The following is a 12,475-nucleotide window of genomic DNA, read 5'->3' as shown; positions in this document are numbered from 1 at the left end:
CTGCACCTTACGGCAGCGTCACCTTCCGCCGGTTGTCCGACGACACCCGATCGATCAACTTGTTGTACGGATCGAAGCCCGCTTCCTCCGGCTTGCCCTCCACTGTCACCGTGATGGACGGGTTGGCCTCGGTGATGTGGTGGCGCTGCAGGTACAGCACCCTCTGATCGCGCTCTTTGCCCGACGGCGCATTGGCGAACACGCCCACTTCGATCCAGTCGTCCATCGCGCCGGCGGTCTCCCTGCCATCGCCGTCGGCGAAGCGCTTCTCGGCATGCAACGTCAGCGTGACGTCGTACTTGCCATCGGTACGCTTCTGCGCGGTCGCGCCCAGCACGCGGTTGTCGTAGAAACTGATCTTCTCGAAGAGATCGGTCACCAGTTGCTGGCGGTCGGCCGGCGTTTCGGCACGGATGTAGGCGAGCAGTTCGGTGGAGGTGGTGTAGGGCGGTTGCTGGAAGCCCTTGTCCTGCAGGTAGCGCTTGAGGGCGCGATTGAGGGCGGCTTCGCCGATCTCCTCACGCAGGCGATAAAACGCCAGTGAGCCCTTTTCGTAGTGGATGTACTGCTGGTTCTCCACCCGCGCCAGCGGCAGTTCCTCGATGCCTTCGCTGCCGCGCCCGGCGAGGTAACCATCCAGTTCCGTCTTCAGGAACTGACGCATATGCTGGCGCCCGTACTCCTTCTCCATCACCATCAGTGCCGAGTACTGCGACAGCGACTCGGACAGCATCGTCGCGCCCTGCACGTTGGCGCCGATCACCTGGTGCGCCCACCACTGGTGCGCGATCTCATGGGCGGTGACATAGAACACGTAGTCCACCTTGTCCGGATCGCGCAGGTCGGCGATGAAGCCGATCGACTCGGAGTAGGGGATGGTGTTGGCGAAGGATTGCGCGAAGCTCTGGTAGCCCGGGAACTCGATGATGCGCACCTGGCGATGCTGATAGGGGGTGAAGTTGGCTTCGTAATAGGCCAACGACTTCTGCACCGCCTCGATCATGCGGTCCACGTTGTAGCCATGCTGCGCGTCGTAGTAGACCTCGACCGGGATGCCGTTGTAGGTCGCGCGCTTCACCTCCCAGCGTGCCGACAGGTACGCGTAGAAGTTCAGCATCGGGCGGTCCATCACGTAGCTGAAGCAGCGCCGGCCGTTGACGGTCTTCTCCTGCTTCAGGTAGCCCGGTGCGAGCGCGATCTGGTCCGGCGCGGTGCAGATCGTACTGCGGAAGGCGAGCCAGTCGGCGTCATCGGTGACGTAAGTGTTGGCGCGGGACGCTTGGTCTTCCAGCTTGGGCATCCGTGTCGGCTCGCCCAGCCCGCGCTTGCGGCGTTCGTTGCGATCGGTGATCTGCACACTCTGGTCGTAACCGAAGGAGGGCAGCATGCTGCTGTTGAAGAAGCTGCCGTTGTCCACCAGATTGGTCGGGGCCTGATCGGCGGTGATGCCATTGGGCTGCTGGCGGATCCGGAAGTGGATGTGCTGTTCCTCGCCGGGCTGCAGTGGCGTGCCCAACCGGTAGATGCGGTAGCCCAGATCGGCATCATGCAGGGACAGGGTTGCGCCACCCAGGTCGACCAGCGTGAGCTGCGAGTCGTCGTTGATGGAGATGTGCATCTGATCGATGGGCGCGGTGTGGGTATTGCGCACGGTCCAGTACGCATCGATCACCATCGACTGGGTTTCCGGATGCAGGTCGATCCGGTTGTCCACCGCCACGATGCGCGGCTGCGGCAGGCCGCGGTAGCGCGACAACTCACGCTCGTAGCGGGCCTGCAGGTCCAGCTGCTGGTCCGGCGAGCGGAATTCGTTGCGGATGTTCGTGCTCCAATACAGCCATCCACCCATCCCGATGAAGGCCAGCGTGGCCACCACTGCACCGAGTCCAGTCGGGCCGCGCAGGCGGCGGGCGGCCAGCACCAGCCGCTGACGCGCACCATTGCCGACGCCGCGCACCCAGAAGGCCGAGGCGACGCACAACAGGGCCAGCAGAAACAGCGCCCAATACCCCTGGAACGCCAGCTGCCCGGGCAGGAAGTGACCGTAGCCGTTCATGTCCGAGTACGGCGCGATCGGCCAACTGCCGAAGTTGTAGAGGTTCTGGGTGTAATCGAGCATGCCCAGCACCGCTTGGCCGATCATCACCAGGATCAGCAGTGCGTAGCCGACGAACTTGTTGTTGGTCAGCACCTGCAGCACCAGCGCCAGCCCACCCATCAGCAGATAGACCACCGAATCCAGCGCGAGCATCTTCAGATACACCAGCGGCTCGATGTGGGTGTAGCCCTTGGCCAGCTGCACGCCGATCGCGGCCAGCGCACCGATGGCCTGGAAGCAGGCGACGCCACCAGCGTGGCGAACTTGGCCAGCAGCGGCACCCAGTTGGGCACCGGCATGGCATCGGTGACGTCACTGATGCGTACGGTGCGTTCCTTCCACACCAGCTCGCCGGCGAAGAACAGCACGATGATGATCAGCAGCCAGCTGTAGGCGCCCTGCAGGGCGGTCAGCATTTCCGAGGTGACCGGCCAGATCGGTGTGCCGTACAGAGTCTGGCGGAACAGCGCGCCAGGCAGGAAGTTGCACAGCCCCAGTACCAGCAACACCAGGAAAGGCACACTGCGCAGCACGCCGACCGTATCGAAACGAACCTGATGCAGGAACTGGCGCCAAGCGGTGCCGACACCGTTGCCGGGCACCACGCGTGGCACGGTTACCTGGGCCGGACGCAGCGAAGGCGTGGTCGCCGCGGCGGCGGCTTTACGGCCCCAGCGACGACCGGCACTGCCGCTGCGCTCGGTGCGGAACAAGGCGAACGTCGCGGCGAACAGCACTGCCGCTACACTCAGCCATAGCGCACGGTTGGCCAGCAGCTGCCCAGCGACGGCGGGCAGGCCGGTGTTGCGCTCGGCCACCGACCAGTAGCGGATGGTCCGCGACAACGCGCGCAGGCCGAGCGGCTCGCTCAGCACCGCAATCCAGGTGTTGTCGATGTCGCGGAGCAGCGCCGCGCTGACGCCGTACAGCACGAAGTAGGCGATCACGCCGATGTAGACCCACAGGATCGAGCGCGTGGTCGCCGCCAGCAAGGCCAGCAGGGCCGTGGTGAAGATCAGGTTCGGAATCACGATGACGCCGAATGCCCAGACATAGCTGTACAGCGAGACCGGGCCCATGCGGGCCGGATCGACCCAGGGCATGAACGGCCCCAGCGCCATGCCGGCGGCGATGATGACGTACACCAGCAGCCCGCTGACCAGGGCGGCGCCGATGCGCCCGGCCAGGTAATCGCGGCGTTTGATCGGGCTGGCGAAGATCAATTCGGCGGTGCCCAGATCGAAGTCGCGCAGCAGCGCATTGCTGACAAACAGCGTGGACACCAGCATGCCGAGCAGGGTGAAGATGCCCAGCATCGAAGCGATCACGGTCGGTGCATTGCTGTACACGTTGCCGGTACCACCACCGATCTGTATCGCGTCGGAGGACGCGGCACCAAAGGCCATCAGGGCGAACAGGCCCGCCATCAGCCACAGCAGCGGGGAGCGGAGCTGCTCGCGCAGCTCGAAACGGAAGAAGGCAGCGATCATGGGCGGGCTCCGGTCAGGCGGCCCGCGACTGCAGGCGCAGTCGCTGGAAATAGACGTCTTCCAGATCGGGCGCCACGGCCGCGAAGCCGTCGCCGGGATCGGTCGCGCTGTGTACGTGGATCACCGGCCGGCCACCGACCAGGCGCGTGGACAGCACCACATGGTTGGCCTCATAGGCGGGCAGTTCGGCAACGTCCACCTGCTTGCGCCAGACCTGGTGCTGCAGGGCGTCGATCGCGTCGCTGGGCTTGCCCGTCAACAGCACCTGTCCCTTGTTCATGATGGCCATGTTCGGGCACAGGTCGGTGACATCTTCGACGATGTGCGTGGACAGGATCACCGCCACGTTCTCGCCGATCGCCGCGAGCAGGTTGAGGAACCGGTTGCGCTCTTCCGGGTCCAGGCCAGCGGTGGGCTCATCGACGATCACCAGGCGCGGATCGCCGAGCAGCGCCTGCGCGATGCCGAAGCGCTGGCGCATGCCGCCGGAGTAAGTGCCGAGCTTGCGCTTGCGGGCATCCCACAGGTTGACCTGCTGCAGCAGCGCCTCGACCACCTCACGGCGCTGGCCCTTCTGGGTGATGCCCTTGAGCACCGCGAAATGATTGAGCAGGTCCAGCGCGCTGACCTTGGGATACACGCCGAAGTCCTGCGGCAGGTAGCCCAGCCGGCGCCGCACCGCATCCTTGTCGCGCAGCACGTCGATGGCCGCCTCACCGGGAATCGACAGCGTCGCCGAGCCGCTGTCGGCCTCCTGCAGGGTGGACAGCGTGCGCATCAGCGAGGACTTGCCGGCGCCGTTGGGCCCCAGCAGACCGAACATGCCGCGGGGCACATCGAGCGTCACACCGGCAAGGGCATGGACACCATTGGCGTACGTTTTGGACAGCGCGCGGATCTCAAGCATGTGGCCACTTCCCCGGGGAGATGACTCGGTTATCCGCCCTGTTCAGGTAAGCCGCATCCGCCGTAAGTCATGGGTGCTTCTGGACACGTGTGCGCCAGCGACCGGCCAGCCATGACACGCCCACGCAGCCTGCCACCACCAGCAGCCAGCCGGATGCGGTCGGCCCGGCGCTGTGCTTGATCGCTCCCCACCACGCAGGGCCGAACATCGCCCCGATGGCCAGTACGGCGAGTGCCAACGAGGCCAGCAATACCCGTGACACCCAACGCTCTATCCCGGCGTCATGCCGGGCAATGCGCAGCGTGACATCACGGGCGAAGCGCATCGGCGGCCCACTTTGTGGAGCCGAAGCGATCGCCTGGGCGATGCGCAGGTAGTCGATGGCGTCCGGTGCAGCGCGTTGGCCGCTGAGGGCGGCGCGCAGCGCATCCTCCTGGGCCTGCCATTCCTCGGGATCGATGCGGGGATCGTCTGCGCTGCTCATGCGGGCACTCCAATGCGGGATTCAAGCAGTTCGCGCAGCCGCTTGCGACTGCGGAACAGGTGACTCTTGATGGTGCCTTCGGCCAGGTCGGTGAGGGTAGCGATCTCGGCGATGGAGATCTCTTCGAGATGATAGAGCGTGAGCAGGGTGCGCTGCAGCGGGGGCAGGGCATCGATCGCCGCATGCAGGTGCGCGTTGATGTCCTGCTCGCTGGTACGTGCTTCCAGATCGATGCCATCGCCGATCTGTTCGATCAATGCGGTGCCGTCCTCGCCCATGGTGTTCTCCACCAGCGGAATGCGGCGCCGCTCCAGGTGGCGCTTGGCGATCGAATAGGCGACCTGCGCCACCCAGGACTTCAACGCGCTTTCACCGCGGTACTGATGCAGCGTCTGATGGATGCGAAGGAACGCTTCCTGACACAGCTCGCGGGTGTCGTCGGGGTGGCGGACCATGCGGTCGACGACGCGCCAGCACAGTCCCTGATAGTCGCGCACCAGCTGCTCGAACGCGCCGGGCTGTCGCGACAGAATGGCAGCGACCAGTGCACGGTCGGCGTCGAGACACTCAGCAGGGGAGGGCGGTAGCGTACGCATCACCCTAGGGATACGTCGAGTGCGGCATCGGTTGCAACCACCTTGTGTGCAACCGATCCTGCCCTGGCCGTATCTCAGTGGACAAGACCCTCCTCAACGGAACGTACGCATCATGGATTACAACCTGATTCTTCCCGTCGTCCTGATCCTCGGCATCGTGTATGCCATCAAGAGCGTGGTCGATGGTCACACGCGCCGTCGGATCGTTGAAGCCCGCGGCTCGGAAGAGCTGGTGCGCTCGCTCCTGGCCGGCGACACCACCAAGCGGCGGCTGGCCTCACTGCATTGGGGCTGCGTGTTGCTGACCCTGGCGCTGGCATTCGGCCTGGTCGATCTGCTCGGTATCGACCGGGTCACGCCTGGCGCCATCGCCCTGCTGCTCGGTGCGACCGGGCTGGGCAACGTGGTGTACTTCGTGCTGGATCGTCGCCTGAAGTAAGGCCGCGCGCGCGTCGCTCAGCCGCGCAGCGAGGAGTCCCGCAGCACCTGTTTCACCGCGATGCTCTGGCCCTCCACCGGCTGACCCTCGATCAGTGCCAGCAGCTTTTCCACCAGCAGGTGCCCGGCCTGCTTGGTGTCCTGCTGCACGGTGGACAGCGGCGGGGAGACCGAGGCAGCCAGCGGAATGTCATCGAAGCCGGTGACCGCCACGTCCTCCGGCACGCGCAGGCCATGCTCGCGCAGGGCGCGCATCGCACCGATCGCGATCAGGTCGCTGGCCGCGCACAGCCCATCGATACGCTCACCGCGCGCCAGCAGCGCCTGGCAGGCATCGAAGCCGGACTGCTCGGTGGTGATCGCATCGTGCTGCAGCGAGGGCTCGGCGGTGAGGCCTCGCGCCCGCATCGCTTCGACGTGGCCGCGATAGCGCTGCTCGAACTCGGGATAGTGGCTGGAAGCATGACCGACGAAGGCGATCCGGCGGCAGCCCTGGTCGAGCAGGTGGGCGGTGATGTCGAAGCCGCCCTGGAAGTTGTCGCTGCCGATCGAGACACCGGGCTGGTCGGGCAGGGAAGCGCCCCAGCGCACGAAGTGGGTGCCCTGCTCGACCAGCCGCTGCAGCCGCTCGCGCGACTCGTGGTAGTCACCATAGCCCAGCAGGATGATGCCGTCGGCCTTGTTGCTGTCCTCGTAATCGGCCTGCCAGTCGGTGGACAACTGCTGGAAGGAGACCAGCAGGTCATAACCGCGCAGCGCGCAGGCCCGCGTGATCGAGCCGAGCATGGCGTGGAAGAAGGGGTTGATCAGCGAATCGTCATTGGTGGGGTCCTCGAAGAACAGCAGGGCCAGCGTGCCGGCGTTGCGCAGGCGCAGGCTGGAGGCGTTCTTGTCGACCTTGTAGTTCAGCTCCCGGGCGATGGCCAGGATCCGCTGCCGGGTTTCGGCGTTGACCATCGGGCTGCCGCGCAGCGCCCGCGACACCGTGGGCTGGGAGACGCCGGCCAGGTGGGCGATATCGAGGGAGGTGGCTTTACCGCGGATGGTCATTTCAGCAGGGGGTGAGGCAGTGAAGGGACATCATGCCATGCGCCGCCAAGGCGGGGCCGGGTAGGGCGCCGGGCGGGCAGCCAGTGGCCTGCAGCCCTTGGACGGAACCGCCGTCACCGTTGCGGCATATGGCTCGAGCAGGTTTCCGGTCGCTTCCGGCCGGAATTCCGACAGGGTCGGGGACGGCGGCGATGATAAGATGGTGCAATCTGGATCCCCCCAATTTTCCCAAGGGCGGCCCGGCAGATCTGCACCCCGCACGGGGCTGTGATATGACTGCGGCCTGCCCTCGGACAACGGAAGAGCAACCCTATGGCGCGCGGCATCAATAAAGTCATCCTGGTCGGCAACCTCGGCAACGACCCGGACGTGAAGTACACCCAGGGCGGTATGGCGATCACCCGCATCAGCTTGGCCACCACCAGCGTCCGCAAGGACAAGGATGGCAACCAGCAGGAGCGTACCGAATGGCACCGCGTGGTGTTCTTCGGCAAGCTCGGCGAAATCGCCGGTGAGTACCTGCGCAAGGGCAGCTCGGTCTACGTCGAAGGCAGCCTGCGTTACGACAAGTACACCGGCCAGGACGGCGTGGAGAAGTACTCCACCGACATCATCGCCGATGAGATGCAGATGCTTGGCGGCCGTGAAGGCGGCGGTGGCGGTGGTGGCGGCGGCGAACGTCCGCAGCGCCAGCAGGCCCCGCGTCAGGAGTATGGCGGTGGTGGCGGCGGTGGTGGCGGTCAGCGCGGCGGTGGTGGTGGCTACGGCCAGCAGCGTCCGCAGCAGCAGGCCCCGCAGCAGTCCGCGCCGCCGATGGACGACTTCGCGGATGACGACATTCCGTTCTGATTTCTGATTTTTACGGATGCAAACAGAAACCCCGGTAAGCCCCTGTGCTTGCCGGGGTTTTTCTTTTCTGCACAGGACGTTCTGGTCTGGCGTCGGTCTTCTGTCGCTGGTCGTGGCACGATGGGGCACAACTCAAGGAAGGAGTGACGGCATGCGGCTGACGGACCAGGAACTCAAGCACGTGCTCAATGTCGACTGGGGAATGCGGTTCTGGCGCTGGTTCCGCTGGGTGCTGCTGGTCATCCTGGCCGTGGCCGCGACCGGGGGTTACACCGGTCTGATGAAGCAGGCACCGAAAGCGTGGCTGATCGCCGGCGCGGTCTATCTGCTGGTCGCCTGGCCGGGGCTCTGCCGCGCGTATGTCTATCGCTCGTTGCGCCGCATGATCGAGGCCGATCAGGAGGCGCGCGAGCAGCTGCGCCAGGCGATGCATCGCCGACGATGAGCGGGTGACTGCGGGCGACAGCCATCACGCGCGTGGTGCCCTGCAACATGCGTTTTCGTGCACCGCGTCTTGCAAAAAAATCCGTTCCTCCTCTATGGTGCAATCGATTGCATTGCAACGGATCGTCAGCGTTTGATACCGGTTGGGAGGCCGGAAGACGGATGTCCATCCATTCGATCAGACCGGCGCCGGTATCGGGGCCGGGGCTCACGCGGCGCGATGCACTGCGCCTGGCGGCCGCCGCGAGCCTTGGGTTGGGCGCTGCGGGCGTGCTGCCGGCGTTTGCCGCGGCCGCACCGCTCAAAGGCAACCTGAAGCACGCCGTCGCCCGCTGGACCTTTCCGCAGCAGTCGGTCGCGCAACTGTGCAGGACAGTGAAGGACATCGGGTTCGCCGCCATCGATCTGGTCGGCCCGGAGGACTGGCCCACGCTGAAGGCCCATGGCGTGGACAGCTCGATGTGCAACGGCGCGGAGCTGGGCCTGACCCAGGGCTTTGCCGGCCGCGAGTTCCATGACCAACTGGTGGAGCGCTACACGCGCCACATCGATCTGGTCGCCGATGCCGGCTACCGCAACCTCATCTGCTTCTCCGGCAATCGCAACGGCATGGACCCCGAGGAAGGCATGGCCCATGCCGAAGCGGGGCTCAAGCGCATCCTGCGGCACGCCGAGAAACGCAACGTCGTGCTGGTGATGGAGCTGCTGAACTCCAAGGTCGATCACCTCGACTACCTGTGCGACACCTCCGCATGGGGCGTGGCGCTGTGCGAGCGACTCGGCTCGGACCACTTCGGCCTGCTCTACGACATCTATCACATGCAGATCATGGAGGGCGACATCATCGCCACCATTGGCAGGCATCACGACTGCTTCAAGCATTACCACACCGCGGGGGTGCCTGGCCGACACGAGATCGGAGACCAGCAGGAACTCAACTACCCCGCCATCTGTCGCGCGATCCGCGACACCGGTTTCGATGGGTATCTGGCGCAGGAATTCATGCCTGCGTCACCAGATCCCACCGGCTCGCTTCGCGAGGCCATCCGCCTCTGCGACGTCTGAAACGATATCCACCAGGTGAAAAATCCATGGCAGACAATCATTACGACGCGATCGTCGTTGGCTCGGGAATCAGTGGCGGTTGGGCAGCGAAGGAACTGACCGAGAAGGGCCTCAAGGTGCTGATGCTGGAACGCGGCCGCAACATCGAGCACGTGAAGGACTATGTCAACGCGATGAAGGAGCCGTGGGACTTCCCGCACCGTAACCGGCCAACCCAGGCGATGAAGGCCGCCTTCCCGGTGCTGATGCGCGATTACGCGCTGGCCGAGAACCTCCAGGGCATGTGGGCCGACGAACAGGAATCGCCCTACATCGAGACCAAGCGCTTCGACTGGTTCCGCGGCTACCACGTCGGCGGGCGTTCGCTGATGTGGGGCCGGCAGAGCTATCGCTTCTCCGACCTGGATTTCGAGGCGAACCTCAAGGACGGCATCGCCACCGACTGGCCGATCCGATATGCCGACATCGCACCCTGGTACGACCATGTGGAGAAGTTTGCCGGCATCGCCGGTACCCGCGAAGGGCTGGACGTGCTGCCGGACGGTCAGTTCCTGCCGCCGATCCCGCTCAATATCGTCGAGAAGGACGTGGCCGCGCGGATCAGGAAGGCCTTCGGCGGAACACGGCACATGATCCACTCGCGCACCGCCAACATCACCCAGCCATTGCCCGAGCAGGGTCGGGTCAACTGCCAGTACCGCAACAAGTGCGTCCTCGGCTGTCCCTTCGGTGCGTATTTCTCGACACAGGCGGCAACGCTGCCGGCGGCCATGAAGACGGGCAACCTGACCTTGCGGCCGTTCTCGATCGTCAAGGAAGTGCTCTACGACAAGGACCGCAAGCGTGCGCGCGGGGTGGAGGTCATCGATGCGGAGACGGGTCAGACCTATGAGTACACGGCCAAGGTCATCTTCCTCAACGCGTCCTCCTTCAACTCGACCTGGCTGCTGATGAACTCGGCCACCGATGTGTGGGAGGGTGGGCTGGGCGCGTCGTCGGGCGAGCTGGGCCACAACGTAATGGACCATCATTTCGGTGCGGGCGCCTCGGGCCGGGTCGAGGGCTATGAGGACAAGTACTACTTCGGCCGTCGTCCCTGTGGCTTCTACATTCCCCGCTTCCGCAACGTCGCCGAGGAAAAGCGCGGCTACCTGCGTGGCTTCGGCTACCAGGGCGGGGCCAGCCGCACGGGGTGGTCGCGCGAGATCGCCGAGCTGAACATCGGTGCCGACCTGAAGGAGGCGCTGACCGTGCCCGGTGACTGGCGCATCGGCATGACCGGCTTCGGTGAAATGCTGCCGCACCACGACAACACGATCCGCTTGGACAGGGACCGCAAGGACAAGTGGGGACTACCGGTGCTGGCGATGGATGTCTCCATGCGTGCCAACGAACTGGCCATGCGCAAGGACATGGCCGCCGATGCCGCCGAGATGCTCGAGGCCGCCGGCGTCAAGGACGTGGAGATGCATGACAATGACTACGCCCCCGGCAAGGGCATCCACGAAATGGGGACCGCGCGCATGGGGCGTGACCGCAGGACGTCCGTGCTGAACCAGCACAACCAGGTCTGGGATGCACCCAACGTCTATGTGACCGACGGTGCCTGCATGACCTCCAGCGCCTGCGTGAATCCTTCGCTGACCTACATGGCGCTGACGGCCCGGGCTGCCGACCATGCCGTGCGCGAACTGAAAGCGGGGAATCTCTGATGGATCGCCGCGAACTGTTGAAGATGATCGTCGCCGCCACCGGCGCGGCACTGGTTGGCGTGCCCGCGCTGGGCCAGGCACAGGTTCAGGCCACAGGAGCGAAGACGCCGTTCTCCGATGCCGATGTCGGCACGCTGGATGAGATTGCAGAGACCATTCTGCCGCGGACGAAGACGCCTGGAGCGAAGGACGCCGCCACTGGCTTGTTCATGGCGACGTTCGTCAGCGACTGCTACACCGCCCGGCAGCAGGCGACGTTCCGCGCCGGCCTGGCCGATATCGACAAACGCGCGGGCGGCCGCTTCGTTTCACTTGCGCCGCAGGCGCGCACCGAACTGTTGCGCGCGCTGGATGCAGAGGCCAGGAAACACGCGGTCGAGGTGACCGAAACCGGCACCGCCGAAGCAGGAGAGCCCATGCCGCACTACTTCACGATGCTCAAGCAGCTGACGATCTTCGGCTTCTTCACCTCCAAGGTCGGCGCGACCGAGGTGCTGCGCTACGTCGCGGTGCCGGGGCGTTACGACGGCGACCTGGCCTATGTTCCCGGCACGCCTGCCTGGGGGACAAGCTGATGGATCACGCCGTGAAGATCAGGCCGCTGGTGATCGCCGCCAGCATGCTGGCCGCTGGACCGGCGTTCGCGCAGGCCGGTGCGAGTCCCGCGCGCGATCCAGCGAAGACCGAGGTATGGACGCCCGTGCCTGCAACCGTCGCCACGCCGCCGGGCAAGGCGCCGTCCGACGCCATCGTGCTGTTCGATGGCAAGGATGTCTCCGCGTGGGAGTCGGAGCAGGGCGGGCGTGTGCCCTGGACCGTCGCCGACGGCGCCATGACCATCGTGCCGGGCAGTAAGGGCATCCGCACCAGGCAGCGCTTCTGCGATATCCAGCTGCATGTCGAGTGGCGCGCACCGGTGGAGACCAAGGGTTTCGACGGCCAGAACCGGGGCAACAGCGGCATCTTCCTGCAGGAACTCTACGAGCTGCAGGTGCTCGACAGCTACAACAACCCGACCTATGCCAACGGCCAGGCCGGCGCCCTCTACAAGCAGGCCATGCCCCGGGTGAACGCTTCGCGTGCACCCGGACAGTGGCAGGCCTACGACATTCTCTGGAAGGCGCCGCGCTTCTCGCCGGGCGGCGGGCTTGTGTCGCCTGCGCGCATCACCGTCCTGCACAACGGCGTGCTGGTGCAGGATGACACGGTGCTGGCGGGCAAGACCGAGTACATCGGCGCGCCCTCGTATTCGCCCCATGCATGCGCGCCGCTCTACCTGCAGGAGCATGATTCCAACGTCAGCTACCGCAATATCTGGGTGCGCGAGCTGTAGTGGTACACG

At 65.3% G+C, this 12,475-nt stretch carries 11 protein-coding genes and 1 pseudogene; 7 read left to right on the top strand and 5 right to left on the bottom strand.

The genetic code is table 11. The features are described 5' to 3' along the window. Positions 1-7: 7 nt before the first annotated feature. The 4 genes and pseudogenes from AC13F7_RS09180 to AC13F7_RS09165 form a co-directional block, all read right to left on the bottom strand. Positions 8-3,588: pseudogene (locus tag AC13F7_RS09180) on the bottom strand (M1 family aminopeptidase). Positions 3,589-3,601: 13 nt separating this feature from the next. After that, positions 3,602-4,495 (bottom strand): ABC transporter ATP-binding protein, encoded by an 894-nt coding sequence (locus AC13F7_RS09175; RefSeq protein ID WP_265309444.1) that lies wholly within the window; start codon positions 4,493-4,495, stop codon positions 3,602-3,604. 67 nt (positions 4,496-4,562) lie between these two features. Then, positions 4,563-4,979 carry a hypothetical protein gene (locus tag AC13F7_RS09170; RefSeq protein WP_482999924.1) on the bottom strand — a complete coding sequence of 139 codons (417 nt, stop codon included), beginning with the start codon at positions 4,977-4,979 and terminating at the stop codon, positions 4,563-4,565. Continuing rightward, entirely contained in the window at positions 4,976-5,575 is a 600-nt protein-coding gene (locus tag AC13F7_RS09165; RefSeq protein ID WP_482999923.1) for an RNA polymerase sigma factor, read from the bottom strand. The genes AC13F7_RS09170 and AC13F7_RS09165 overlap by 4 nt, the downstream gene beginning before the upstream one ends. 112 nt (positions 5,576-5,687) lie before the next feature. Between AC13F7_RS09165 and AC13F7_RS09160 the strand changes: the two genes are divergently transcribed. Continuing rightward, a complete protein-coding gene (locus tag AC13F7_RS09160; RefSeq protein WP_121043262.1) occupies positions 5,688-6,014 on the top strand; it encodes a hypothetical protein in 327 nt (108 codons plus the stop codon). A gap of 17 nt (positions 6,015-6,031) precedes the next feature. Here AC13F7_RS09160 and AC13F7_RS09155 read toward each other — a convergent pair whose 3' ends face one another. Next, positions 6,032-7,063 carry a LacI family DNA-binding transcriptional regulator gene (locus AC13F7_RS09155; RefSeq protein ID WP_482999922.1) on the bottom strand — a complete coding sequence of 344 codons (1,032 nt, stop codon included), beginning with the start codon at positions 7,061-7,063 and terminating at the stop codon, positions 6,032-6,034. Between the two features lie 312 nt (positions 7,064-7,375). Between AC13F7_RS09155 and AC13F7_RS09150 the strand changes: the two genes are divergently transcribed. The 6 genes from AC13F7_RS09150 (at position 7,376) to AC13F7_RS09125 (ending at position 12,466) form a co-directional block, all read left to right on the top strand. Next, a complete protein-coding gene (locus AC13F7_RS09150) occupies positions 7,376-7,912 on the top strand; it encodes a single-stranded DNA-binding protein (RefSeq protein ID WP_481470499.1) in 537 nt (178 codons plus the stop codon). Positions 7,913-8,063: 151 nt separating this feature from the next. After that, positions 8,064-8,357 (top strand): hypothetical protein, encoded by a 294-nt coding sequence (locus AC13F7_RS09145; RefSeq protein WP_482999921.1) that lies wholly within the window; start codon positions 8,064-8,066, stop codon positions 8,355-8,357. Between the two features lie 161 nt (positions 8,358-8,518). Continuing rightward, a complete protein-coding gene (locus AC13F7_RS09140; protein WP_481470502.1) occupies positions 8,519-9,421 on the top strand; it encodes a hydroxypyruvate isomerase family protein in 903 nt (300 codons plus the stop codon). A gap of 26 nt (positions 9,422-9,447) precedes the next feature. Continuing rightward, positions 9,448-11,133 (top strand): GMC oxidoreductase, encoded by a 1,686-nt coding sequence (locus AC13F7_RS09135; RefSeq protein WP_482999920.1) that lies wholly within the window; start codon positions 9,448-9,450, stop codon positions 11,131-11,133. Continuing rightward, positions 11,133-11,708 (top strand): gluconate 2-dehydrogenase subunit 3 family protein, encoded by a 576-nt coding sequence (locus AC13F7_RS09130; RefSeq protein WP_482999919.1) that lies wholly within the window; start codon positions 11,133-11,135, stop codon positions 11,706-11,708. Before AC13F7_RS09135 ends, AC13F7_RS09130 begins: the two co-directional genes overlap by 1 nt. After that, entirely contained in the window at positions 11,708-12,466 is a 759-nt protein-coding gene (locus AC13F7_RS09125; protein WP_482999918.1) for a 3-keto-disaccharide hydrolase, read from the top strand. The genes AC13F7_RS09130 and AC13F7_RS09125 overlap by 1 nt, the downstream gene beginning before the upstream one ends. Positions 12,467-12,475: the final 9 nt, after the last annotated feature.

This window comes from Stenotrophomonas sp. K-6, assembly GCF_056861555.1.
This window is presented reverse-complemented; position numbering and strand designations above follow the sequence as displayed.